The organism is Desulfacinum infernum DSM 9756 (assembly GCF_900129305.1).
GTDB lineage: Bacteria > Desulfobacterota > Syntrophobacteria > Syntrophobacterales > DSM-9756 > Desulfacinum > Desulfacinum infernum.
This window is the reverse complement of the sequence record NZ_FQVB01000005.1, coordinates 137,932-163,539: the sequence shown is the minus strand read 5'-3', so window position 1 is coordinate 163,539 and position 25,608 is coordinate 137,932. Positions and strand designations below refer to the sequence as shown.

The window sequence follows — 25,608 nt, the reverse complement described above, 5'->3', positions numbered from 1 at the left end:
GGTGCGGGGATCTTTTCCTTGACAACGCCAGACCCCTTATCTACTAGAAGACGTTTATGATTCGTGCGCAGAGGGGATCCGGACGCCTGGGTTTTTCCTGTCATTTCCGTCGAACGTCCGGTTCGGATCCACTCGGCGGGAGCATGCGGTTCTCAATCACGTGACCAGAGCGATCGAGGTGGAATCGGGGAAGACTTCATGGAGCGCATCCAGGCCATCAAGGGCATGAACGATATTCTGCCGTCGGAGGTTCACTGGTGGCAGGCGGTGGAGACGACGGCGCGGGAGGTGCTGGAATCCTTCGGGTACAGGGAGATCCGCACGCCCATCGTGGAAAAGCTGGAGCTCTTCGCCCGGAGCATCGGGGAGAGCACGGACATTGTGGAAAAGGAGATGTATTCCTTCCCGGACCGCAAGGGCCGCTGGCTCACTCTGCGTCCCGAAGCCACGGCGTCCATCGTGCGGGCCTACATCCAGCACAACCTGCAGGCAGATCCGCTGGTCCAGAAATTCTACTGCATCGGGCCCATGTTCCGGCACGAAAGGCCGCAAAAGGGCCGCTATCGGCAGTTCCACCAGATCGACGCGGAAGTGTTCGGCATCGAGGATCCCATGCTGGATGCCGAGGTGATGTTCATGCTGTGCCGCTTCCTGGAAAGGCTCGGCGTCCAGGGCGTGGGGCTCCACATCAACTCACTGGGCTGCCGCCGGTGCCGGCCCGACTTCCGCGAGGCGCTCACGGCCTTCCTGGCCCATCGCGCCGGGGAGCTCTGCCCCGATTGCGATCGGCGCCGGCACGTGAACCCGCTTCGGGTCTTCGACTGTAAGGTGGAACGATGCCGGGACGCTCTGGATGGAGCCCCTGAACTCCAAGACTATCTGTGCCCGGACTGCCGGGACCACTTCCACAGGGTGCAGTCGTATCTCAGCGATCTGGGCACTCCCTTTGAGCTGGATCCCCGGATGGTGCGCGGTCTGGACTACTACATGCGCACCACCTTCGAGGTGGTCACGGACCGGCTCGGAGCTCAGAACGCCGTGGGAGGTGGAGGCCGCTACGACGGGCTCATGAAGGACCTGGGCGGTCCGGATCTTCCCGGCATCGGCTTCGCCATCGGCATGGAGCGCCTCATCTTGCTGCTGCAGCAAAGCCGATCCCACAGCGGCCGTGTGCCCGACCTTTTTGTGGCCGTGCTCGGGGACCGGGCGCTGCGGGAGGGGTTTCGGCTGGTCCAGGGGCTTCGGGCCCGCGGGATCGCCGCCGAATTTTCCTACGGAGGCGGCAGCCTGAAAAGCCAGATGCGCCGCGCCGACAAGCTCGGCGTGCCCCACGTGCTCATTCTGGGCGACGAGGAGCTGGAAAGCGGGAAGGCGCCCCTTCGCAACATGTCGTCCAAGGAGCAGGTGGAGATTTCCCTGGCCGACGCCGAAACGGCCCTCATGGAGTATTTGCGCAGGTGCTCATGAAAGATGGATTCTTGCCACATACCTTCGTGAAATATAGGAGATGCAGGTGAGAGAGGAAGCGAGGCAACTGGAGACGCCGTCCGTGATGCTGGACCCGCTGGGCGAGTGGAAGAAGACCCACGACTGCAACACGCTGGGGCTCGGGCACGCGGGCGAACAGGTGGTTCTCATGGGCTGGGTCCAGCGGCGTCGGGACCACGGCGGGCTGATCTTCGTCGATTTGAGGGATCGGGAAGGGATCACCCAGGTGGTCTTCGATCCGCAGGCCGATGCCTTGGCGCACGAACGGGCCCACGGGCTTCGAAGCGAGTTCGTGATCGCCGTGCGCGGCACGGTGCGCCGCCGCCCGGAAGGCATGACCAACCCCAAGCTCAAGACGGGCGAAATCGAGGTGCTGGTCCACGATCTGAAGATTCTGAACGTGGCCAAGACCCCGCCCTTTCACATCGAAGACGATACGGAAGCCAGCGAGAGCATCCGGCTCAAGTACCGTTATCTGGATCTGCGTCGGCCCGTCATGCAAAGGAACCTGATCCTGCGGCATCGGGCGGCCTTCCTCACCCGCAACTACTTCGCCGATCACGGGTTCGTGGAAGTGGAAACCCCGGTGCTTACCAAGAGCACGCCGGAAGGGGCCAGGGACTATCTGGTGCCGAGCCGCGTCAACCCGGGCAAATTCTATGCGCTTCCCCAGTCGCCCCAGATCTTCAAGCAACTCCTCATGGTGGCCGGCTTCGAACGCTACATGCAGATCGTCAAGTGCTTCCGGGACGAAGACCTGAGGGCGGACCGCCAGCCGGAGTTCACGCAGCTGGACCTGGAGATGAGTTTCATCCACGAGGAGGACGTCTTCGCACTCATCGAGGGATGGATCTGCCGGCTCTTCCAGGAGCTTCTGGGGGTGGAGCTCTCCACGCCTTTTCCCCGCATGACCTACGCGGACGCCATGAACCGCTACGGGACGGACCGGCCCGACACCCGTTTCGGGCTGGAGCTGGTGGACCTGACGGAAATCGTCAAGGACTGCGATTTCCGGGTCTTCCGGCAGGCCGTGGAAAGCGGCGGCCGGGTGAAATCCATCTGCCTTCCCGGCGGAAGCCGCCTTTCCCGGAAGGACCTGGACGACCTCATCGAATTCGTGCAGGGCTTCGGAGCCAAGGGAATGGCGTGGATCAAGGTGCAGCCGGACGGGTGGCAGTCCCCCATCACCAAGTTCCTGTCCGAGGGGGTGCGCGGGGCCATTGCGGAAGCCACCGGAGCCGGCCAGGGCGACATCCTCTTTTTCGTGGCGGATCAGCCCAAGGTGGTGCACGAATCCCTGGGCAACCTTCGGAACCGGCTGGCCCGGCAGATGAACCTGGTGGAGGACGGTGCGTTCCAGTTCTGCTGGGTGACCCATTTTCCCCTGTTGGAATGGGATCCGGACGAAAAACGCTACGTGGCCGTTCACCATCCCTTCACGGCGCCCCTGGAAGAGGACCTTCCGCTCCTGGACGAGGCGCCCGAAAAGGTGCGAAGCCGGGCCTACGACCTGGTGCTCAACGGCACGGAAATCGGCGGCGGCAGCATCCGGATCCACCGCCAAGACATCCAGAACAAGATGTTCGCCGCCCTGGGCATCGGTCCGGAAGAGGCGGCCGAGAAATTCGGTTTTCTGCTGGACGCCCTCCAGTTTGGAGCTCCGCCCCACGGAGGCATCGCCTTCGGCTTCGACCGGCTACTGATGCTCATGAGCGGAGCGGCGTCCATCCGCGACGTGATCGCTTTTCCCAAGACCCAGAAGGCCACGTGCCTCATGAGCGGGGCGCCGTCCGAGGCGGACATCAATCAGCTTCTGGAGCTTTGCATCCGGGTGGAGACAGAGGGGAGGTAACCCCATGGCCCGATGGAATCCCAAAAAAGGCGTTCTGGACCACGAACATTCCCACTTCTGGCGCCACCGGTTGGTGGACCTGGAAGAGCCCAACCTCATGCGCGACATCTTCCCCTACGTGGAAGTGCCGCGGATCGACTTCGATCACAAGCTGCTTCCCATCGACCCGGCGGAGGACATCTTCATCACCGATACCACGTTTCGGGACGGCCAGCAGGCGCGACCGCCCTACACGGTCAAGCAGATCGAGACCATCTTCGACTTCCTCCATCGCCTCTCCGGTCCCAACGGGGTCATCCGCCAGTCGGAGTTCTTCCTCTACACGGACAAGGACCGAAAGGCCCTGGAAGCGTGCCTGGCCAAGGGCTACCCGTATCCGGAGATCACAGGCTGGGTGCGGGCCGTGGCCGCCGATCTGCAACTGGTGGTGGATGCGGGACTCCGGGAGACGGGGATCCTCACCTCCGTTTCCGACTACCACATCTTCCTCAAGCTGAAGGTCAGTCGCCGGCAGGCCCTGGAAAAGTACCTGGCCATCGTGAAGGCGGCCTTGGACAAAGGGATTCGGCCCCGGTGTCACTTCGAGGACGTCACCAGGGCCGATATCTACGGGTTTTGCATCCCCTTCGCCATGGAGCTCATGAAGCTTCGGGAGGAAAGCGGCATCGACATCAAGATCCGGCTGTGCGACACCATGGGCTTCGGGGTCACCTATCCGGGGGCCGCCCTGCCGCGCAGCGTGCCCAAGCTGGTTCGGGCCTTCATCGACGAAGCGGGGGTGCCGGGCCGGCTCCTGGAATGGCATGGCCATAACGATTTCCACAAGGTACTGGTGAACGCCGCCACGGCCTGGCTCTACGGGTGCAGCGGAGCCAACGGCACCCTGCTGGGCTTCGGCGAGCGAACCGGCAACGCCCCCATCGAAGGCCTGATCATGGAATACATCAGCCTCAAGGGGCGCATGGACGGGGTGGACACCACGGCCATCACCGACGTGGCCGAGTACTTCGAAAAGGAACTGGGATACCGCATCCCCCCCAACTACCCCTTTGTGGGCGAGGACTTCAACGCCACCCGCGCCGGCATCCATGCCGACGGGCTCGTCAAGGACGAGGAGATCTACAACATCTTCGATACCCAGCTGCTGCTGCGCCGCCCGGTGAGCATCATCATCACGGACAAGTCCGGCGTGGCCAGCGTGGCCTACTGGGTAAACAATCGGCTGCGGCTCAAGGGCGATCAGCGCCTGGACAAGCGCCACCCGGGCATCGTCAAGATCCACAAGCGGATCATGGAAGAATACGCCAAGGGTCGCAACACCTCCATCTCCAACGAGGAATTGGAGCGCTGGGCGCGGCGCTATCTGCCGGAATACTTCGTGAGCGAGTTCGACAAGCTCAAGGAGCGGGCCCGCTCCCTGGCGGCGCACCTGGTGGCGGAAGTGGTGGAGAGCGCGGCCATCAAGAGCATGGATCCGGAGATGCAGGAACCCGTGCTGCAGACCCTCCTGGAGCTCAATCCGTTCATCCAGTACGTGTATGTGACCGACGCCGAAGGCCGCAAGATCACGCGCAACATCACCCACATCGTGGATCGGGCCAAGTACGATCAGGCCCATGTGGGCGAGGACTTGTCCGACCGGCCGTGGTTCATCGAGCCCATGAAGAACGGCAAGGTTCATGTGACCGACTTCTACACCTCGCGCTACACGGGGGCCCTGTGCATCACGGTGTCGGCCCCCATTCGCAACGAACTGGAAGAGATCGTGGGCATCCTGGGAATCGACATCCGTTTCGAGGATTTGGCCAAGATGGAAGAAATGGAGAAAAACGGAAGATCCTGGACGGATTAGCATGCGGTCTCTTGGACGAAGGCCCGAAAGCCTGGGGCGGCTCCTCGGCTGGGGATGCCTGGTTCTCGTCTGCTGCCTGAGCTTCGGCTGCAGCCGCAAGGCTCCACCGCCGCCCGTGCCGACGCCGCCCGGGACTCCGCCTCCCATCGGCACCCAGAAGCCTTACCGGATCAACGGGGTGTGGTACTACCCCATCCCCAGCGCCGAAGGATACCGGGAAAAGGGCCTGGCCAGTTGGTACGGCCGGGACTGGCACGGAAGGCTCACGTCCAACGGTGAACGCTACGACATGTACGCCCTGACGGCGGCCCACAAGATCCTTCCCATGAACACCCACGTGAAGGTCACGCACCTGAGGACCGGCCGGTCCATCGTGGTGCGCATCAATGACCGAGGCCCGTTTGTGCCGGGCCGGATCATCGATCTTTCCTACGAAGCCGCCAGGCAGTTGGGAATCCAAAGGGAAGGCGTGGCTCCGGTCCTGGTGGAGGCGGTCCGGGTGGCCTCCCCCGTGCAAGTGGCCGGCGGCACGTCCTGGCGGGTGGATCCCGTGCGCTCCTACCGGGAAGGACATTTTGCCGTCCAGGTGGGATCCTTTCGGGACCGGGCCAACGCCCAGAGGCTCCGGCAGGTGTTGGCCGACCACGCGGGCGGAGTCTATATTCGACAGGTGGAACTGGACGCCGGGACGTTTTACAGGGTGCAGGTGGGTTCCTACAGGAATCTGGATGCGGCCAACGAGACGGCCCTGGATCTGAGACGGCGCGGCTATGGGGATGCCTTTGTGGTCGCGGTGGAGGACTGAAGATGCTGCCCGTTCTGGTTTATCCATCACAGGAAGCCAAGGAGTTCTTCGTCAAGGTGACCCGCCGCCAGGTGGACGCGGACCCTGAGGTGGAACGCCGGGTCCAGGAGATCCTGAAGCGCGTGCGCGATGAAGGCGACGCCGCCCTGGTGGATTTCACGAAGCGCTTCGATGCCCCCGATTTCTCGGAAAGTCTCCTGACCGTTTCCGCCGAAGAGATCGACCGGGCTTACGGCGCGGTGGATCCGGTGCTGCTGGCCGACATCCGCCGGGCCCGGGACAACATCGCCGCGTTCCACCGGCGGCAGCTCCAGGGTTCCTGGTTCGACACCTTCGACGGAGGGGTCTTTCTGGGGCAGATGACCCGGCCGGTTTCTTCCGCCGGCGTCTATGTTCCCGGCGGCAAGGGCGGGGAGACTCCGTTGGTTTCCACCGTGCTCATGACGGCCGTACCGGCGGACATCGCGGGCGTTCGGGACATCGCCATGGTGACTCCTCCGTGCCGGGACGGTTCCGTGAATCCGTATCTTCTGGTGGCGGCCCGGGAAGCCGGCGTGACCCGGATCCACAGGGCGGGAAGTGCCTGGGCCATCGCCGCGCTGGCCTTCGGGACGCCTCGGATCAAGCCCGTGGATGTGATCGTGGGGCCCGGAAACATCTATGTGGCCACGGCCAAGAGAATGGTTTATGGCCGGGTGGGAATCGACTCGCTGGCAGGTCCAAGCGAAGTGGTGGTGGTGGCCGACGGCGAGGCGGATCCGGATTTTGTGGCCGCCGACCTTTTGAGCCAGGCGGAACACGACCCCCTTTCCAGCGCCGTCTGCATCACGCCCGACCAAGACCTGATCGAGCGCCTTCCGGAGGCTTTGGCCCGGCAGTTGGAAAAGCTGCCGCGCCGGGAGACGGCCCGGGAGGCTCTTTCCCGCTTCGGGGCCGTCGTCAAGACGGTGAGCCTGGAAGAGGCCGTGCATGTGGCCAACCTGCTGGCTCCCGAGCATCTGGAACTTCTGGTGGCCAAGCCCTGGGACCTGCTGCCCCGGGTGAAGCACGCCGGGGCGGTCTTTTTGGGCGCCTACAGCCCGGAAGCGGTGGGAGACTACTTCGCCGGGCCCAACCACGTGCTGCCCACGTCCGGAACGGCCCGCTTCGCTTCCGCCCTGGGCGTGGAGACCTTTTTGAAAAAGACCTCGGTGGTAAGCTACAACAAGGAGGCCTTCGAAAAAGACGCCGACGCGGTGATCCGCCTGGCGGGCCTGGAGAAACTGGACGCCCATGCCCGGTCGGTTTCCATTCGCAAGGAGAAACTAGGCCGCTCCTCGTGACGTGCAGGCGAGAACCCAGTTCAAGTAATCCGACGAACCCGCGGCCACGGGAAGGGCGATGATTTCCGCCACGTCGTAGCTGTGGAGCTCCTTGACCCGGGCCTCCAAGCGGGGGAAGACGGCCTGCCGGGTCTTGATGACCAGGAGGACTTCCGGATCATCGCAGACCTGGCCCTTCCAGCTGTAGATGGATCGCACCGCGGGGATCATGTTCACGCACGCCGCCAGTTGCTCTTCCACAACCGTTCGGGCGATGCGCAGGCCCTCCTCCTGGCTTCCCACCGTGACGAAAACGACAAGAACCTGGTCCATGGGACTCCTCCTTCCGGTCGAGGGATCACCGATTGACACGATCAAGCAGCAGCAAGGACAGCGCTCGTGGCCTCATCCCTTTTTCTGCAATCCATCCATCCCAGGCTGCCCGAGCCCTTTTTCCTTTTTCTCGTCCAGGATATGGAAAGAGGCCTCTGGGTTCAACTTTTTCAGGACTTTCCCCACGTGCGAGAGGCCGTCTTCCGCGGGCTTCCCTCCGGTGATGGAAAGATCGAACGGGAGTTGGACCGCGCGCCCGCCGCGGAACGGCTCGCGGAAATCCTGAAAACCGACCCCGCTTTCTTCCAAGCGGCGGCCGACGCGTGGGCGGACGCCAACCTGGAGATCCTGGCCTTCCTGGACATGCTGGACCGGCGTTTCATCCGCGAGAACCTGTGGGACCTCAAGGACCTCCTGGGGCCGGAACGGCTCGTGATATCCCTTTTCTTCCTGGAGGAGGCCCTGGAGGATCTGGCCGACCTCACCGCTAAGGAGGATTTCTGGAGACGCCGCTTGGACCAGCGGCTCGTGGAATTCTTTGTCCCCGTCCAAAGCATTCTGCGGAAAGCGCAGAAAGAGGTTCCTGAGTCCTCTGTCATTTTCTCGTCCTTGGGTTTCACGGGCACGGGAGGGGAAACGTCCCGGGGCACCGTTTCCGGCAAAGGTCCGACCGGGAAGGGAGCGGGACACCGGGAAGCCGAGAAGCGAAGACGGCTGGAAGAGAGAATCGAAAAGCTCAGGCAGGAGAAAGCGGCGCTGACCTCCGAAAAGGAGCGGCTGCTGAGCGAAAATGCCGACCTCAAGCGAAAGCTCCGGGAATGGGAAGCCTCCTTTCAGTCGGCACTTGAAGATCGAATCAACGAGGAAAGGCGACGCTGGTACGCACGTTACGAAACCCGCGGGGAAATCGACTGGCAGGGGGTGGAAAAGGCTTCGCGGCGCCTGGACCAACTCCTCATCTGGGCGGACAGGACGTTTTCGCTGCAAAAAGAGGCCGATGAGCGTTACGGACTCATTGGGGACGTTCGCCGAAAGCTCCTCAAGGTGGATCTTCACCTGAACGAAATCGAGCGCATCTTCTCCGACTCCCTGGTGGTTCACCCCGAGGTGCGGCGCCTCAGGGAGGCCCTGCTTGCGGAACGGGATCGGCTGCTTGCGCTCCCGGGTGTGGAGAAGGCCCTGAAGGGATTGCCCGCCGATCTGAGGCGGGAAGAGTTGGTGCGGAGATTGAGGCTCCTGGATCCGGCGCCTCCAAACCTGAGGATCCTCCAACGGTTGGAGCGGGCCTTGCGCGATCTGGAAGCTGCCGGAATGCTGCCGGATCCCGAAACGCTGCTGGGGGAGGTGGAACATAAGCGGCGACAGATCCTGGAAGCCCTTTACGGGCGATTCCTGAAAGGCGCACCGCCCAAGGACTCCCGCGGGGACTGGAAGAACCTGGAAGATTTTGTGGCCGGCGGTGAAAGCCTTCGCTACACGCTCTACGTGGACGGCTACAACATTCTGGTCCGCCTTCTGGACTCCGACGGGAATCGGGGGGCGGACCTGGCCGACCTTCGAAACGACTTCATCGAGGCGGTACAGACCAAGCAAGACCATTTTCGAAAGATCGTACTCGTCTTCGACGGTCAGGAGGATTTCAGGGACCGGCGGGGAAAAGTGGAGATCGTCTACACGGACAAGTCCAGAGGGAACACGGCGGATCTTTACATCGTGCAGGCCATCGGGAAGAACAAGGATCGGAAGGCCCTGCTCGTCACGGAAGACCGGGAGATCATCGATGCGGCGGGCGCCAGGGTCTATGGCCTGATCCGGCCTCTGGACTTTTATTCGTATGTCCACGACCTCCCCAGGCTGCTGTGAAGAAGAACCGCGAATGAACGCAAATGGACGCCAATGAAAATGGGTGGTCTGGGGGCGCGGCGAAAGCCGCGATGGGGCCGCCCAGCAGGAGGATGGGGTGAGCGAATACAATGAGGAGCAGCGAAGGAGCCTGGACGCCATCGTGCTGGGCCTGTCGCGCATGGGCGATGGGGATCGGAAGGCGCTCCGGGAACGAATCGAGCCCTATCTGGCGTTCCGGGCCAAGGTGGACGCCTTCCAGCAGGAGTTTTTTTCGGAGCTGTGCGCCTCGTCGTGCTTCCACAACGGGCGAAGCGCCTGCTGCGGCTTCGAGAGCATCATCACCTTCTTTGCGGATCTGGTCATTGCCTGGGTCCTGGGCGACGAGGCGGCCCGGGCAGGGATCTACAAGGCCCTGGAATCCCCTTTCAGGCCGGACCGGTGCGTGTACCTGGGACCCCGCGGATGTATCCTTCCCCTGAGTCCCGTATCCTGTGCGCTCTTTTACTGCAGCGATGCCAAGGAGGAGATTTTCCTTCGATGGCCCCAGGCAAGGGCCCTGTGGGAGGATTTGCGGCAAGAGGAAAGGGGATTCACCTGGCCGGACCGCCCCGTTCTCTTCGATTGGATCGAAGCCCGCTTCCTTTCCGTGGGAGTGGACTCCCCGCACATGTATTTTCACAAGAGCCCCGGCCTCCTCCTGGTCAAAAGGGAAGCGGGGTTGCGATGAAGGAGGGAGGATCCTAAGGGGATCAAACCTTCTTTTGCTGGACCAGCCGGGCGAAGTGCTCGAAGGACCGATCGTAGGTTCTTTCGGCATCCGCCGGGAAGCAGCAGGCCGGAAGCTGCCTGCTTTTCAGATGATACTGAAGGCATTCGCAGCAGATGCCCTTTCTGGAACAGGGCTCATAGGTGCAGTTGCAGGAGCTGAGATTCTTTTCCTTCTTGCATTCCATGCATGCGCCTCCTGTCCGGGAGCCCCGCCGGGATATGAGCAATAAAATCACCGAAAAAGGGGGACCTCTTCGGGGGTGGGAGTCTCATGTAGGGGCGGTTCGCGAACCGCCCCTACGCGAATAATGGACGCTCAATCCCCTACGGGTGGAAAGGCGTTACCTCGCGGTCATTTCCCTAGTGGCCCGCTTCCTGCCCCCGCTTGTCTCCCTTGGCGATGATCACGCTCAAAAGGAAAAGAAGTACGATTTCCCAGACGATGACCGCCGTCCACTTTTCAAAAAGGTGCCAGAAAAGACCACCACCGATGATGGCCGGTACCCCGCCCACAACCAACATGCCGATTCGCCACGCCCAGTTCGACATCCTTTTCTCCTCCTTTAATGCCCTTTTTCACAATGAAGGTTTCTATCACAAGACCCGCCGGGGCGCAATGGTCTAAGCTGCCGGTGACGGCCGACCGAGTCCCTTTTGACGGCGGCATTGCGCTTGCCAGAACGGGTCGCCTTTGCTACACCGCCTGGGAAGTCGGCTTGTGCCATCCCCATGGAAAAGGAGCCTCGCCTTGAAAGTGATCATTGTGGGAGCGGGCGAAGTGGGTTTCCACATCGCACAAAGACTGGCCGAAGAAAACAAGGAAGTGGTCGTCATCGACAAAGACCCCGCTGCTTTGGCGCGGCTTACGGACGCCTTGGACGTGCAGCCGTTGGAAGGCTCCGGGAGCGATCCCAAGGTGTTGGAGGAGGCCGGGATCCAGGAAGCCCAGACGTTTCTGGCCGTGACCGACAGTGACGAAACCAACCTCATTGCCTGTTTCTTTGCCAACGTGCTGGCCCCCGACGTGAAAAAGCTGGCGCGCATCCGAAGCGAGGCTTACACGGATTTTCGTCCCGGCTTTCTGGAAACCAGCCTGAACCTGGACCGCGTCATCAACCCGGACGTGGAGGTGGTCCGAACCATCGAGCGCCTGATTTCCGTTCCCGATGCGGAGGATGTGAGTGAATTCGCCGAGGGCCGCCTCCACCTGATCGGCATCCGCATCAAGGAAGGCTGCCCGGTGCTGGGGGCGTCCATGGCGGAATTGAGGCAGGCGGTGGGGAATGTGCGCTTCGTGGTGGGGGCCATCTTCCGTAACGATGCCCTTCTGGTTCCGTACGGACGGGACGTGATCCAGCGCGACGATCTGGTCTATGTGGTCTGCGAGACCCGGGACCTGAAGAAGGTGCTGCGGTTTTTCGGATGCCGAAGCGAGCATCCGGGCAACGTGCTCATCATCGGCGGCGGAGACATCGGACTTCGCCTGGCCAGGAGGCTCGAGAAGCAGTCCCTGCATGTGCGGCTTCTGGAAAAGGATCTGGCCCGGTGCCAGGTCCTGGCCGATTCCCTGGACCACACCATCGTATTGCATGGTGACGGAACGGACCAGCGCATCCTGCTGGAAGAAAACGTGGGTCGCATGGATCTGGTGGTGGCCCTCACCGGGGATGAAGAGACCAACATTCTCTGTTCTCTGCTCACCCGGCGCCTGGGGGCCCGCATGGCCATCACGCGCATCAGCAAGTTTGCCTACATGCCCATCGTCAACGCCATCGGGCTGGGGCATATCGTGAGCCCCCGGCTGTCCGCCATCAATACGATCCTCCAATACGTGCGAACGGGGAAGATCCTGTCCGCCTTTTCCCTGAAAGGGGAAGAGGCGGAGGTGCTGGAGGTGGAGGCGGTGGAGCGTTCCGGCCTGGTGGGAAGGCCCCTCAAGGACATCAAATTTCCCAAGGGAGCCATTGTGCTTGCCGTTCTCCGGGGAACCGAGACCATCATTCCCACCGGCGACACCGCGATCCAGCCGGGAGAGCGGGTGCTCATCCTGAGCACCCGGAGGGCCATGGCCAGGGTGGAGGAGGAGCTTTCCGTGAAGATGAGGACGATCTGAATGCGGTGGCGCTACGTGTTTCGGGTGACGGGCGTCTTGATCTGGTGCGTGGGGGCCACCCTGGTCCTCCCGGTTGCCTTTTCCGTCGCCCACGGAGCCGGAGATCTGGCTGCGCTTCTGGAATCCATGGCCGTCTCCCTGGGGCTCGGAGCGTTGTTGGTGCTGCCCTTTCGCTCCGAACCTCCGGGGGTCTTGGGGCACCGGGAAGGCATGGCCATCGTGAGCCTGGGGTGGATCGGCGCGGCGCTGGTGGGAGCCCTCCCGTTCTACTTCGCGGGAACCTTCGATACCTTTGCCGATGCCTTTTTCGAGTCCATGTCGGGATTCACCACAACGGGCGCTTCGGTGCTCACCGACATCGAGGCGGTCCCCCACGGGATCCTCATGTGGCGCAGCCTCACCCATTGGCTGGGTGGCATGGGGATCATCGTCCTTTCTTTGGCGATCCTTCCCTTTTTGGGTGTGGGCGGGATGCAGCTCTACAAGGCGGAAGTACCGTCTCCGGTGCCCGACAAGCTGCGGCCCCGGATTCGGGATACCGCGGCGGCGCTTTGGAAGGTCTATCTACTCTTTACCTTGCTGGAAACGCTCCTTCTCATGGCCGGAGGGATGAGTCTCTTCGAGGCCTTGTGCCACACCTTCGGCACCTTGGCCACGGGGGGCTTTTCCACCAAGAACGCCTCCATCGGCCACTATTCCAGTGCCTATGTGGACGGGGTGATCATCCTTTTCATGTTGATGGCGGGGATCAACTTTTCCCTGCACTACCAGCTTCTGGTGGGAAGGCCCAAGGCCCTGTGGCGGGACCCCGAGCTGCGGTTCTTCGTGGGGCTGGTGGCCGTCTTCGTGCTGGTGTGCACGGTGGACATCTACGGGGCCGTCTACGACAGCCTGTCCAAGGCCTTCCGGTACGCCTCGTTCCAGGTGGTTTCCATCATCACCACCACGGGTTACGCCACGGCGGATTATGAAAAATGGCCGGCGCTCTCCCAGGCCATCCTGCTCTTTTGCATGTTCCTGGGGGCCTCGGCCGGTTCCACGGGCGGCGGCATGAAGTGCCTTCGGATCATGCTCCTTATGAAACACGGCTATCGGGAACTGATGCGCCTCATCCACCCCCATGCCGTTTCCCAGCTCAAGATGGGGGGCAAATCCGTTCCCGTGGAGGTCATTCACAGCGTGTGGGGATTCTTCATCCTCTACTTGGGGCTCTTCATCCTTTCGTCCTTTCTGGTGGCGGCCATGGGAGTGGACGTGGTCACGGCCTTCGCCTCCGTGGCCGCCACCATCGGAAACATCGGGCCGGGCCTGGGGGAAGTGGGCCCGGCGGACAACTACGCCGCCATGCCCTACATGGCCAAGTGGCTCTTGTCCCTTTGCATGCTCCTGGGACGGCTGGAGATCTATACGGTCATCGTGTTGCTGGTGCCGGAATTCTGGCGGCGCTGAAAAGAAGAGGGGGGCGGCCCTGACGGGCGGGCGTAAAGCTCACCTCGCTGGGGCGCCGTGTGCGACGAACGCACCTGAATGGGCTTGGCGGTCCGCTCACGGTAGGGGCGAAAGATCTTTCGCCCCTACCGTTTTTGTTTTTTTCGCGAACCGGAAAGGATCCTTATGGCACCGGAGCCTTATGTTCGCATCAGCTGTACTGCCGGCGCATGACCTTCTTGTCCAGCTTGCCCACGCTGGTCTTGGGCAGGGCATCCAGAAAGGCCACCCGGTCCGGCACGGCCCACTTGGTGATGGTGCCGTCTTCCACGAAGCGCATGAAGTGGGCCTTGATGTCGTCTTCGCTCACCTTCCCCTTGTAGTCGTCCTTCAACACCACGAGCACCATGGGCCGCTCGCCCCACTTTTCGTCGGGAACGGCGATGGCGGCCGCTTCGCTTACCGCCTCATGCTGCATCAGGATATCTTCCAGCTCCAGGGTGGAAATCCATTCCCCGCCGGTCTTGATCACGTCCTTGATACGGTCGGTGATCTGCAGGTAGCCCCTCTCGTCGATGTAGCCCACGTCGCCCGTGTGGAGCCAACCGCCCTGCCACAGCTCCTCGGCCCGTTCGGGATCCTTGAAGTAGCCCTGGGTGAGCCACGGGGTGCGCACCACCACCTCGCCCGTGCTCTTGCCGTCGTGGGGCAGAAATGTGCCGTCCGGGGTCATGAGTTGCAGATCCACAAGGGGGATGGGCTGGCCCGTGCGGCACCGGACGGGGATCTGGTCCTCGACCGGCCAATCCAGCATGTGGGGCTGAAGCTGGGACAGGGTGAGCACCGGGCAGGTTTCCGACATGCCGTATCCGGTGATGAGATCGATGCCGCGGTCCATGGCGGCCTTGCACAGGCCCTTGGTGAGAGCCGAGCCGCCGATGATCACCTTCCAATTGGAAAGATCCACCTGCTGGGCGGCGGGGCTGGTGAGAATCATGTGGAGGATGGTGGGCACGCAGTGGGAGAAGGTCACCTTCTCGGTGATCAGGAGCTTCATGATAACGGCGGGTTCATAGCGGCCCGGATACACCTGCTTGACCCCCAGTTGGGTCGCCACGTAGGGAAGGCCCCACGCATGGACGTGAAACATGGGGGTCAGGGGCATGTAGACGTCGTTGGACCGGAAGGTGGCCGTGGTGTGATAGGACCCGGCCGCCGCCATGACGGCGAGGGTGTGCAGGACCAATTGCCGGTGGCTGAAATAGACGCCCTTGGGAAGTCCCGTGGTGCCCGTGGTGTAGAAGGTGGTGGCCTTCGTGTTTTCGTCGAAGTCGGGGAACTCATATTCGGCGTCGGCTCCGGCCAGCAGCTCCTCGTATTCGCCGTCCAGGGGAACGGTGGTCTGGGGCACGGCGTCGCCGTCCTTCAGGAGCACGATCTTCTTGACCGTCTGGAACTGGTCCTTGATGGCTTCCAGGATGGGAAGAAAATCGGAATGGACCAGGAGGACGTCGTCTTCCGCGTGGTTGATGGTGTAGAGGATCTGTTCAGGCGACAGGCGGATGTTGACCGTGTGGATGACCGCTCCCATCATGGGTACGGCGTAAAAAAGTTCCAGATACCGGTGACTGTCCCAGTCCATGACGCCCACGGTGGACCCCGGTTCCACGCCCAAGGCCTTGAGCGCGTTAGCCGCCTGCCCGATCCTCCGGTACAGATCCCGGTAGGTGAACCGGTACAGATCCCGATAGACGATCTCCTGATCGGGGGAATACCGGATGGGCCGATGCAGGAGCTGCTTGATGAGAAGCGGGTAGTCGTAAGCGGATGGGGTCTTGTCGATGAGCTTCACGGCCATGAATCCCTCCTTGTGTGCATGCCTTGGGTGTGGATGGAATGTGGGAAAAGAAGAACGAAGAGATGAGCGCCCGGTTCCACCGGGACGACATGCACGATATAGGAAGTCGGCCCTTTGGTCAACCCAAAGAAGAAACGCGCACTTGCGCATAGAGGGCCTGGGCCCGTCGCAGGGATTCCGGCGTGTCCACGCCCAGCACTTCCTCCTCTTCAGCCAGACAATAGCCCACTGTATAACCGCGCCGATTCATGATCTCCACCAGATCGGTCAGGAAGTATTCCTGGATGGTAACCCAACGACCGTCGCGCTCTTTTTCCACCGTGTGCGGCGTCTTTTCCAGCTCCTCAAGGCATTCCAGCAGGGGGCCGCGACGGGCCGCGTAAACCCCGGCATTGCAAAGCCTCAGTCGGGCCCGGCGCAGGGGGTCCTGTTCCCGACTCCAATACTTCCATTCCACGATGCGAAGGACCCTGGGGCCTTCCACTTCCAATTTGCCGTATTGGGCCGGATCCCGGGGGTCGAAGGCCAGAACCGTCAAATGGTTCTTTCCGAGGCTGTCCAAGAGCTGACCGTACGTTTCGGGGCGAATGAGCGGCACATCGCCCATGGTGATGATCACCCTCTCCTGATCGACCGATTCCAGGAAGGGCCGGGCGGCCAGGAGTGCGCCTCCCGTGCCGTTGGTTTCCGGCTGGAACCAGTAGGAGCACGAAAGGGCGGCGGTGGCTCGTCGGACGTCGTCCGCCCGATGGTGCACCACGATGGCCTTGGGACCGGGGGGAAGATTGTCCAGCACTTCCATGAGCAGCGGGCGGGCGCCTTCATAGGGGGCTGCAGGCGAGGCCAGAAGGGGAAGGAGGGTTTTGTTCCCGTCGTAACCCTTCATGCGGGAACCTTTTCCGGCGGCGAACACGATGCTCGCCACCTGCTCGGGGATGATGGTGTTTGTCATGGCGGTGCACCGTCCTCCATCTGCTGTGGGGGTGTGGCGGCGTCCTCTCCGGTGGACGCCCGCCGGTTCTTGCTGTTTCGGTAGCGGGCGACGGCCCGCCGATGGTCCCGGTAGCGGGCGGAAAAGGTGTGGGTTCCGTCGTTGTTGCTCACAAAGTAGAGATACTTGGTTTCGGCGGGGTCAAGAGCCGCCCGGATGGATGCTTCGCCCGGACTGCAGATGGGCCCGGGGGGAAGCCCCTTGTGAACGTAGGTGTTATAAGGGCTTTCCCTTCGGAGGTGCTCCCGGGTGATGGGCCCGCTGAAATCTTCCAGGTCGTAGACGGCCGTGGGGTCGCTCTGGAGAGGCATGCCCTTTTTCAGGCGATTGTAGAAGACCGAAGCGATCACGGGCCGCTCATCGTCCATCACGGCTTCCTTTTCAATCAGGGAGGCCAGGGTCACCACCTCGTGGATGCTCAGGCCAAGCTCGCGGGCCCTTTCCCTTCGACTTTCGGGAAAACGGCGCCAGAACTCCAGGACCATCCTGCGCAAGAGGTTTTGCGCTCTTGTGTTCCTCCGGAAATAGTAGGTTTCGGGAAAGAGATAGCCTTCCAGGCTGCGGGCCCCTTCCAGATCCAGGGAGGCGAGAAATTCGGGGTCGCGGGAAAGTCTCAGAATGTCGTCGGTACGGGCCAAGCCGCTTTCTTCCAGGATCGCGGCGATCTCCCTGAGTGTGGAGCCCTCGGGGATGGTGATCCGGTGATAGACGACTTTCCCGTGGACCAGGGCGTCCAGGATGTCCCGTGGGGTGGACAAGGGGGGAAAGCGGTATTGGCCCGCCTGGAGCTTTTCGGCGGCCCGGCTGAGGCGGGCGTACCAGTAGAAAAGATCGGCGTCGGAGACGGCGCCCGCCTCTTGCAAGAGGTCTGCTACGGCCTTGGGATTGGTCCCCGGCTCGATTTCCAGTTCCAGAGGCGCCAGGTCGGGGGCCGGGGTTCGGACGAAAATCCAGAGCCTCACCCCCTCAAGGCACGCCGAAGCAGCAAAAGCCAGGAAAAGCCAGAGGAAAACCGCCGGGATCCATCGTCGCATGAACATTCCGCCCACTGGAAGCCGATCACAACCACATTGTCGTGAAGCCCATGCCTACCACGGGCTCCTTTTTTTCTCAAGTGTCGGCCGAAAGGGAAGCGCCGGTGGAGCGTTGAATCGACGGGACGGATGTGGCACTATGCCTTCGGCAGTCCGGCCGCAAGAATGCAGTTATTCCCAGCACGAGGTGACAGGCAATGCATCAGGTGGTCCTTGGGACGGCAGGGCACATCGACCACGGGAAGACATCCCTTATCCGGGCTCTTACCGGCATCGACACCGACCGGTTGAAGGAGGAAAAGCAGCGGGGGATCACCATCGAACTGGGTTTCGCCTACCTGGATCTCCCCAATGGAAGCCGCTTGGGAATCGTGGACGTGCCGGGCCATGAGCGTTTCGTCAAGCACATGGTGGCCGGAGCCACCGGCATCGACCTGGTGGCGCTGGTGATCGCCGCCGACGAAGGGGTCATGCCCCAGACGAGGGAACACCTGGAGATCTGCCAGTTGCTGCGCGTTAAGGAAGGGCTGGTGGTACTCACCAAGATCGACATGGTGGACGATCCCGACTGGCTCGACATGGTGGAAGACGACGTTCGGGATTTTCTCAAAGGCACCTTCCTGGAAGGCGCTCCGGTGGTGAAGGTTTCCGCCGTGACCGGCGAAGGGATGGACGAACTGAAGAAGGTCCTGTTCCAGAAGGTGGCCCAGGTGCCGGGCCGCAGTGAGGCGGGTCCCTTTCGGCTCTCCATCGACCGGGTCTTCACCATGCGCGGGTTCGGAACGGTGGTGACGGGAACGAGCCTTTCGGGGAAGCTCCGGGTGGGCGATCCTGTGACCATCTACCCGTCGGGGATCAAGACCAAGGTGCGCGGCCTCCAAGTCCACAATCAGGATGTGCAGGAGGTCTTTCCGGGGCAGCGCACCGCCATCAATTTGCAGGGCGTGGATCGGGACGCCGTCCAGAGGGGGGAGGTGCTGGCCACGCCGGATTCCCTGTTGCCCAGCTTCATGCTGGATGTTTCCCTGGATCTTCTTGCCAGCGCGCCCAAGCCCCTGAAAGACCGCCAAAAGATTCGCTTCCACACGGGAACCACGGAAACGGTGGCCACCCTCATTCTTCTGGACCGCCCGGAACTGTCGCCCGGCGAGTCCGCCTTCGCCCAGGTGCGACTGGATCGGCCCTTGGCGGTACTGCGCGGGGATCGGTTCGTGCTGCGATCCTACTCCCCCATCCGCACTCTGGGGGGCGGCGCGGTCCTGCATCCGGTGCCGAAAAAGCATAAAGGGAAGGACAAGGTCCAGGCGGCCGCTTCCCTCCGCGTCTTGCAGGACGGATCGGAGAGCGAGATCCTTCTGTGGCATGTTCTGGATGCGGGGTGGAACGGGGTTTCGGAGGCGGAGTTGAAGATCCGCTCCAACGTCATGGGGAAGGCCTTTGGTGAGACGCTGGCCAAGCTGGTGAGCCGCAAGGCCGTCCTGCTCTACGACAAGGAAAGCCGGCGCTACATCCACCCGGAAGTGCTGCAGGCCGTGGAGAAGAACCTGCTGGAGGTTCTGGGGGCGTATCATCGGAAAAATCCCTTGAAAGCGGGGATGCCCAAGGAAGAGGTGGCGGCCCAGATGGAACGCCCCATCGACGCCAAGCTTCTGGCCTACGCGGTTCGCCAATTGTCCGAACGGGAAGAGGTGGTGCAGGAAAAGGAGATCCTGCGCCTGGCCTCCCACAAGGTGGATCTCACCGATGAGGAAAAGAAGATCCGGGACCTCATCGAGGAGATCTACCGGAAGGCCTGGCTGCAGCCACCGTTTTTCAAGGACGTGGTGGGCCGTCTTCCCGGCAACAGCCGCCAGCACAAGGATGTCTTGGAATGGATGCTGGCCCAGAAGATCCTGGTGAAGGTCAAGGAGGACCTCTTTTTCCATCGGGAGGCTATTGGGGATCTGCAGGAACGGCTCGTGGCCTTCCTGCGGGAGCATCAGGAGATTTCCGCGGCCCAGTTCAAGGAGATGACCCAGGCCAGCCGCAAATACACCATTCCGCTGCTGGAGTTCTTCGACGGGCAGCGGGTGACCATACGCGTGGGAGATGTGCGACGGCTTCGAGAAACCAAGAACGGGTGATGCCCGAAGGGGAGGGTGAAGGATGATCAAGCACGTGGTGCTGCTCAAGTTCAAGCCGGGTGTGACGGAAGACGATGTGCAGGCGCTGGAAAAGGGCCTGGACGCCCTGCCGGGGGCCATTCCCGAGATTCTTTCCTACGATTTTGGAAGGGACATCGTGCGCTCCGAACGTTCCTTCGATTTCGGCCTCGTTTCCAGTTTCAAGGACCTGGATGCCCTCAAGCGATACCAGGTCCACCCGGAACACGTGAAGGTTCTGGAGCACGTCAAGCGGATCTGCGATCAGATCGTGGCGGTGGATTTCACCTTTTAGGAGCCTGTCCGACAACGGGGTTCCTTTATCAACCGACCAGGTATGCGTCTTCTTTCGTAGCCGCGGGGCTTCAGCCCCGCGGGGAGGGGTCATCGTAACCCCCAGAGGTGACGGGCAACACCCGATGGCCCATCCGACGTTCGGGGATTCCTCCGCAGCCCTAAAGGGCTGCGCTACGAAAAGAAGAGGTTATCCTTAGCGTTTTCGGGCAAGCTCCTAGGATCCGGAACGCCGAAAATCGGTGAGTTATGGGAGATGCCAGGCGGCAGCGCCACCTCTACGACTACTTCATCGACGAGCACGGCCGTTGGTTCTGTGAAGGAAACCCGGTGGAGGACCGCGATCTCTTCTGTCTACTCAGCCGGTCCCTTTTCGAACGAGGCGGCCGGTACTTCGTCCGGTGCGAAGGGGAGGTGCACCCCGTGCGGGTGGCCGACGCGCCGCTCTGGGTGCGCTACGTTTTCATGGAACGGGACGCATCCGGATCCATCGCGAGGATCCGGATTCTTCTGGAAGACGGCCGGGAGGAGCCCCTCCGGCCGGAAACCCTCTGGATAAAGGATCAGCGGGCCCTTTACTGCCTTGCCACAAAGAGGAACCTTCCGGCCCGTTTCGGCAAGGTGGCCTACTATGAACTGGCCTGCCATGTTCAATGCGATCCCCAAGGCCGGTACATTCTGAGGGTCGCAGGCGGGACCTACCCGATCCGGAATGAATAGAGCTGCTCCGGCGGCTGGAGCAAGAAAAGGGGGCCTTGGGGGCCCCCTTTTTTGCATGGTAGTACGCTGACCAGAGCCCCTCTGTTGGCGGCCTTTTAGGTGGGGATGTTGCCGTGCTTCTTGGGCGGAAGCGCCTGGCGCTTGGTGCGCAGCATGGCGTAGGCTTCGATGAGCCGAGGCCGGGTTTCGCTGGGCACGATCACCCCGTCGATGTAGCCGCGGGAGGCCGCGATATAGGGATTGTAAAGGAGGTTCCGGTATTCTTCGATCTTTTCCGCCCGCTTGGCCTTGGGGTCTTCCGCCGCCTGAATCTCCTTGCGGAAGATGATGTTGGCGGCCCCCTCGGCGCCCATGACGGCAATTTCCGCCGTGGGCCACGCCAAGGCGATGTCCGCTCCCAGGTCCTTGGAACACATGGCCAGGTAGGAGCCGCCGTAGTCTTTCCGGATGATCAGCGTGATCTTGGGCACGGTGGCTTCCGAGTAGCACCACAGCAGCTTGGCCCCGTGGCGGATGATGCCGCCCCATTCCTGCTGCTTTCCGGGAAGGTAGCCGGGTACATCGGCCAGGGTGAGCAGCGGGATGTTGAAAGCGTCGCAGAAACGGATGAACCGCGTGGCCTTGTCCGAAGAATCCACGTCCAGGCAGCCGGCCAGCACCTTGGGCTGGTTGGCGATGATGCCCACGCTGTGGCCGCCCAGGCGCGCCAGGCCCACCACGATGTTCTGGGCGTAATTTTCATGGACTTCAAAGAAGTCCCCGTTGTCCACGATGGCCCGGATGACGTCCTTCATGTCGTAGGGCCCCATGGGATTGTCGGGCAGGATGGTGTCCAGGGCCGGGTCCATCCGGTTCGGGTCGTCGCCCGTTTCCACCACCGGTGGATCTTCCATGTTGTTGTCCGGAAGGAAGCTCAAAAGGCGCTTGATCTCGTCAATGGCGTGCTGATCGCTTTCGCAGGCGAAATGGGCCACACCGCTCTTGGAGCTGTGGGCCATGGCTCCACCCAGCTCCTCCTGGGTCACCTCCTCTCCCAGGACCGATTTGATGACATCCGGGCCCGTGATGAACATGTAACTGGTGTTTTTCACCATGAAGACGAAATCGGTCATGGCGGGCGAATAGACGGCGCCCCCGGCGCAGGGGCCCATGATGGCCGAGATCTGGGGGATCACGCCCGAGGCGATGGCGTTGCGGTAAAAGATCTGGCCGTAGCCGGAAAGGGCGTCCACGCCTTCCTGGATGCGGGCGCCACCGGAATCGTTGAACCCCACCAGGGGCTTTCCTGTTTTGAGGGCCAGGTCCATCACCTTGCAGATCTTCTTGGAATGCATTTCGCCCAGGGTGCCGGCACGGGCGGTGAAGTCCTGGGAAAAGGCGAAGACCTGCCGGCCGTTGACCAACCCGTAGCCGGTGATTACGCCGTCGGCGGGAATGTCCATCTTGTCCAAACCGAACAGGGTGCCCCGGTGCTTCACGAAGATGTCCAGCTCCCGGAACGTGCCGGGATCGAAGAAGTATTCGAGCCGCTCGCGGGCAGTCATCTTCCCGCGCTCGTGCTGCTTGGCCACGGCCTTTTCGCCGCCCATCTGCTTGATCTTCGCTTCCCGCTCTCGCAGCTCCTTGATCTTTTCAGCCACCGTCTGCATCATCGATTCTCCTGTTGATTCGTGTCCGTTGGAGGGGTTCCGGGCCACAGCCGTCTGGGAATCTTCGCGCAATTCTATAGGCTCGCCAAGTGATGTCAAGCGGTTTGCCTTTGAGTTCGATGGGATAGTTCACCAACCCGGTTCCTATGCTGTTCAGGCGCCTTCGGGAAAGACATACCGGCAGCCCCTCCCCTTGCCGATCCGGACCAGGACCCCCAGGTCCACCATTTCGGTGAGTTCCCTCAGGGCCTGGCGCTCGGAGATCTCGTTCAGCTTGGAATAGTCCCGGTTGGTGATGAACCCCTGGGTGCGGACCATGTCCAAAGCGCGCACCTGGCGCTCCCTGTGGGGGCTGGGCGGGAGGCGGCTTTCCATGAGGCCGCCCCGCCGTTCCGGCTGCTGCACCTCAAGGGCCGAAGGAGGGGGCGGCTGTGCGGGCGCCTCCTCGGCCCCCAGGCGCACTTCCGGGGGCAGGTCCTTGACCCGGATTTCCCTTCCTGCACACAGAATGACGGCCCGTTCAATGACGTTTTCCAACTCGCGTACGTTCCCCGGCCACGAGTAGTCGAGCAGATGCCGGAGCGCCTCGGGGGACATGGCCAGGCTCTCGCGCCCCGTCTCCTTGGCGTACTTGTGGAGGAAATGCTTGATGAGCAATGGGATGTCTTCCTTGCGCTCCCGCAAAGGCGGAAGCTCGATGTGAACGACGTTCAGTCGGAAATAGAGGTCCGATCGGAACCGGCCCGCCGCCACCTCCTCTTTGAGATTGCGGTTGGAGGCCGCCACGATGCGCACATCCACCTGAAGGGTCTCGGATCCTCCCACCCGCTCGAAGGCCATTTCCTGGAGCGCCCTGAGGAGCTTGACCTGGAGGGGCGGGGACATTTCGCTGATCTCGTCCAGGAAGAGTGTGCCGCCGTGGGCCAGTTCGAACCGTCCTTTGCGGAGGCTCACCGCTCCGCTGAAGGCCCCCCGTTCGTGGCCGAATAGCTCGCTTTCCAGCAAATTTTCCGGCAGGGCCCCGCAGTTGACCGAAATGAAGGCGGCGTTCTTCCGGGGGCTGTTGTAATGGACTGCGCGGGCGATCAGCTCTTTTCCCGTACCCGATTCTCCCGTGATCAACACCGTGGCCTTGGTGGGAGCCACCTTTTCGATCAGCTCGTAGATGCGCTGCATGGGAGCGCTCTTTCCGATGATGTTGTGGAAGTGGTAGCGCTCTTGGAGCTTGGCGCTCAGTTCCTGGTTTTCCCGGACCAGCCGGTAGTGATCGCAGGCCTTTCGAATGATCAGCTTGAGCTCTTCGTTTTCAAAAGGCTTCAGGATGTAGTCGAAAGCGCCCTTCTTCATGGCCTCCACGGCCTTTTCCACCGTCCCGTAGGCCGTCATCATCACCACGGGAATGTCCGGGTTGAGGGAGCGGATCTGATCCAGCACCTCCATGCCGTCCATGCCGGGCATTTTCATGTCCGTCACGACCACGTCCAGATCGTTGGTGCGAAAGAGCTCCAGGCCGGCCGCTCCGTCCTGGGCCGTCAACACCGAGTGCCCCTCTTCTTCCAGTAAGTCTTCCAGTATAAACAGGTAATTCTTTTCATCGTCGATGATGAGCACGTTTCCCATAACGTTCCCCGTTACTCCTTTTCCTCCTCCTTGGGCTGGCGCAGGGGCAGGCGAACCACCGCCACCGTGCCGCCCCGGGCCCCGGGCTCCAGAACCACCGAGCCGTGATGGCTCTGGATGATGGTCTGGACGATGGAAAGCCCCAGGCCCGTTCCCCGTTCCCGCGTGGTGAAGAACGGATTGAAGATCTTGGTGCGTATCTCCTCGGGAATGCCCGGCCCCGAATCCTCGATGCGCACCTCCAGACAAGGATCGCTTCGCCCGTCGGTCATGACCAGCGAGGTGCTCACGCGCAGCGTCCCTCCTCCGTTCATGGCCTGGACGGCGTTGGAGAAAAGGTTCAGGAACGCCCGGTAGAGCAGGTTCGGGTCGGACTCCAGGGTGTAGCCGCCGGTGCGGTAGTCCCGCTCCACCTGGATACCCCGACTCTGACATTCGGCCTGCAGGATCTCCAGGTTCTGGTCCAGCACGTCTTCCACGCGGCATTCACTGGTCTGCAGGGTCTTGGGGCGGGCGAAATCGAGGAATTCGGTGACGATGTTGTTCAGCCGGGTGGCCTCTTCCACGATGATGGACGAGAGTTTTTTCTGGCGCTCGTCGCTCGCTCTCTTTTCCATGAGTTCGGCGGTGCTTCGGATGATGCCCAGGGGGTTTTTGATTTCGTGGGAGATGCCGGCGATCATCTCTCCGAGGGCCGCCAACCTTTCCGCCTGGTGCAGCTCGTCCTCCAGCTTCTTCCGTTCCCGGGCTCGCGCTTCCAGGATCTGCTCGGCCCGGTGCACAATGGTGAGAAGGGCGGCAAAGAGCACGCCCACGAAGATCATGATGCTGGAAAAGATGATGAGCTGAAACCGCCGGATATTTTCGTAGTCGGCGGTGACATCCTGGGTGATCTCGAAAACGCCCAGGACCTTACCACGTTTCCAGCTCATGGGCCGTTCCACCCACATGGGAAGATAGGTCTTGAGCTTCTGCGGCCCCACGTGCCAGGAGATGCCCAGGAAGGACCGGTCCGTGCCTTCGATGACCGAAAAGGACTGGCCGCGAAAGGCCCGCTCGAACCGGTTCCCCAGCGTGCCCTTGGACCCGATCTTTTCCTGTTCCGTGCTGTAGGTCAGGATCTGCTGGGGATCGTAGATGTCCACACGTTCGATGGCGAACCCGTGGATGGTGTTGCGCACCACCTTGTCCAGGCGCTCGTACTGGTTCTTGCGGCTCAGGCGGATTTCCCCCTCCGAGATGAGCGTGGGGAGCGTGAATTGGAAAAAGACCTGATGGTTCAGGTTCTCCGCCACCAAAAAGGCGTACTGTTCGCTCTTGGCCAAAAGGATCTTCTTGGCCCGGTGCGAGAGGAAGCTGGACAGGAAGACCGTGGACACCACAATGACCACCAGGCTGGAGATGGCCACGTACTTCACCAGTCGGAAGGGCTTCGATCCGGCGGAGCCCCGTTGCACGACCGATCCCGGATCCGCGGCCGGGGAAGACAGCACCATGCTGTTATTCAATCCCATGC

General features: G+C 61.9%; 21 protein-coding genes. 12 read left to right on the top strand and 9 right to left on the bottom strand.

Annotated features, from left to right (window positions below; translation table 11 throughout):
* The first annotated feature begins 198 nt into the window (after positions 1-198).
* The 5 genes from hisS to hisD all read left to right on the top strand — a co-directional run bounded on the left by hisS (position 199) and on the right by hisD (position 7,319).
* A complete protein-coding gene (gene hisS, locus BUB04_RS02825) occupies positions 199-1,467 on the top strand; it encodes a histidine--tRNA ligase (protein ID WP_073036725.1) in 1,269 nt (422 codons plus the stop codon).
* 85 nt (positions 1,468-1,552) lie between these two features.
* Positions 1,553-3,340, top strand: a complete 1,788-nt coding sequence (aspS, locus tag BUB04_RS02820) for an aspartate--tRNA ligase (RefSeq protein ID WP_073036823.1) — start codon at positions 1,553-1,555, stop codon at positions 3,338-3,340.
* Between the two features lie 4 nt (positions 3,341-3,344).
* Entirely contained in the window at positions 3,345-5,192 is a 1,848-nt protein-coding gene (locus BUB04_RS02815) for a triose-phosphate isomerase (RefSeq protein ID WP_084075988.1), read from the top strand.
* A 1-nt stretch (position 5,193) separates the two neighbouring features.
* Positions 5,194-5,997 carry a septal ring lytic transglycosylase RlpA family protein gene (locus BUB04_RS02810; protein WP_073036723.1) on the top strand — a complete coding sequence of 268 codons (804 nt, stop codon included), beginning with the start codon at positions 5,194-5,196 and terminating at the stop codon, positions 5,995-5,997.
* Positions 5,998-5,999: 2 nt separating this feature from the next.
* On the top strand, positions 6,000-7,319 hold the full coding sequence (gene hisD / locus BUB04_RS02805; RefSeq protein ID WP_143156326.1) for a histidinol dehydrogenase: 1,320 nt from the start codon (positions 6,000-6,002) through the stop codon (positions 7,317-7,319).
* Here the strand turns inward: hisD and cutA are convergent.
* Positions 7,302-7,631, bottom strand: a complete 330-nt coding sequence (gene cutA / locus BUB04_RS02800; RefSeq protein ID WP_073036721.1) for a divalent-cation tolerance protein CutA — start codon at positions 7,629-7,631, stop codon at positions 7,302-7,304. The genes hisD and cutA overlap by 18 nt on opposite strands.
* Before the next feature lie 66 nt (positions 7,632-7,697).
* Here cutA and BUB04_RS02795 point away from each other — a divergent pair, with 66 nt between their 5' ends.
* Entirely contained in the window at positions 7,698-9,494 is a 1,797-nt protein-coding gene (locus BUB04_RS02795) for an NYN domain-containing protein (RefSeq protein ID WP_073036719.1), read from the top strand.
* Between the two features lie 97 nt (positions 9,495-9,591).
* A complete protein-coding gene (locus BUB04_RS02790) occupies positions 9,592-10,203 on the top strand; it encodes a hypothetical protein (protein WP_073036818.1) in 612 nt (203 codons plus the stop codon).
* A 22-nt stretch (positions 10,204-10,225) separates the two neighbouring features.
* Here BUB04_RS02790 and BUB04_RS02785 read toward each other — a convergent pair whose 3' ends face one another.
* Together BUB04_RS02785 and BUB04_RS02780 are read right to left on the bottom strand one after the other, a co-directional pair.
* Complete coding sequence (locus BUB04_RS02785) at positions 10,226-10,429, bottom strand: DUF6485 family protein (protein ID WP_073036717.1); 204 nt, start codon at positions 10,427-10,429, stop codon at positions 10,226-10,228.
* A 175-nt stretch (positions 10,430-10,604) separates the two neighbouring features.
* Positions 10,605-10,793, bottom strand: a complete 189-nt coding sequence (locus BUB04_RS02780; protein ID WP_073036715.1) for a hypothetical protein — start codon at positions 10,791-10,793, stop codon at positions 10,605-10,607.
* Positions 10,794-10,998: 205 nt separating this feature from the next.
* On the opposite strand from BUB04_RS02780, the gene trkA reads away from it, so the two are divergent.
* Both trkA and BUB04_RS02770 read left to right on the top strand, forming a co-directional pair.
* Positions 10,999-12,357 carry a Trk system potassium transporter TrkA gene (trkA, locus tag BUB04_RS02775; RefSeq protein WP_245795111.1) on the top strand — a complete coding sequence of 453 codons (1,359 nt, stop codon included), beginning with the start codon at positions 10,999-11,001 and terminating at the stop codon, positions 12,355-12,357.
* On the top strand, positions 12,358-13,806 hold the full coding sequence (locus BUB04_RS02770; protein WP_073036711.1) for a TrkH family potassium uptake protein: 1,449 nt from the start codon (positions 12,358-12,360) through the stop codon (positions 13,804-13,806).
* Between the two features lie 190 nt (positions 13,807-13,996).
* Here the strand turns inward: BUB04_RS02770 and BUB04_RS02765 are convergent, their stop codons facing one another.
* From BUB04_RS02765 to mltG, 3 genes are all read right to left on the bottom strand, one after another.
* Positions 13,997-15,643, bottom strand: coding sequence for a fatty acid--CoA ligase (locus BUB04_RS02765; RefSeq protein WP_073036710.1), 1,647 nt, complete (start codon positions 15,641-15,643; stop codon positions 13,997-13,999).
* Between the two features lie 118 nt (positions 15,644-15,761).
* On the bottom strand, positions 15,762-16,595 hold the full coding sequence (locus BUB04_RS02760; protein WP_218588354.1) for an NTP transferase domain-containing protein: 834 nt from the start codon (positions 16,593-16,595) through the stop codon (positions 15,762-15,764).
* On the bottom strand, positions 16,592-17,668 hold the full coding sequence (gene mltG / locus BUB04_RS02755; protein WP_073036708.1) for an endolytic transglycosylase MltG: 1,077 nt from the start codon (positions 17,666-17,668) through the stop codon (positions 16,592-16,594). Before mltG ends, BUB04_RS02760 begins: the two co-directional genes overlap by 4 nt.
* A gap of 197 nt (positions 17,669-17,865) precedes the next feature.
* On the opposite strand from mltG, the gene selB reads away from it, so the two are divergent.
* The 3 genes from selB (at position 17,866) to BUB04_RS02740 (ending at position 20,823) form a co-directional block, all read left to right on the top strand.
* Positions 17,866-19,791 (top strand): selenocysteine-specific translation elongation factor, encoded by a 1,926-nt coding sequence (selB, locus tag BUB04_RS02750; RefSeq protein ID WP_073036706.1) that lies wholly within the window; start codon positions 17,866-17,868, stop codon positions 19,789-19,791.
* 22 nt (positions 19,792-19,813) lie between these two features.
* Complete coding sequence (locus BUB04_RS02745; protein ID WP_073036704.1) at positions 19,814-20,104, top strand: Dabb family protein; 291 nt, start codon at positions 19,814-19,816, stop codon at positions 20,102-20,104.
* Positions 20,105-20,352: 248 nt separating this feature from the next.
* A complete protein-coding gene (locus tag BUB04_RS02740; protein ID WP_073036702.1) occupies positions 20,353-20,823 on the top strand; it encodes a DUF1285 domain-containing protein in 471 nt (156 codons plus the stop codon).
* Positions 20,824-20,918: 95 nt separating this feature from the next.
* Here the strand turns inward: BUB04_RS02740 and BUB04_RS02735 are convergent, their stop codons facing one another.
* The 3 genes from BUB04_RS02735 to BUB04_RS02725 form a co-directional block, all read right to left on the bottom strand.
* Positions 20,919-22,472: an acyl-CoA carboxylase subunit beta gene (locus BUB04_RS02735; RefSeq protein WP_073036815.1), complete on the bottom strand. Its 1,554-nt coding sequence runs from the start codon at positions 22,470-22,472 to the stop codon at positions 20,919-20,921.
* A gap of 153 nt (positions 22,473-22,625) precedes the next feature.
* Positions 22,626-24,092, bottom strand: a complete 1,467-nt coding sequence (locus BUB04_RS02730; RefSeq protein ID WP_073036700.1) for a sigma-54-dependent transcriptional regulator — start codon at positions 24,090-24,092, stop codon at positions 22,626-22,628.
* Between the two features lie 11 nt (positions 24,093-24,103).
* The gene (locus BUB04_RS02725) at positions 24,104-25,606 is read right to left on the bottom strand and encodes a two-component system sensor histidine kinase NtrB (protein WP_178371884.1); all 1,503 of its coding nucleotides are present in this window, start codon (positions 25,604-25,606) and stop codon (positions 24,104-24,106) included.
* Between the last annotated feature and the right edge of the window lie 2 nt (positions 25,607-25,608).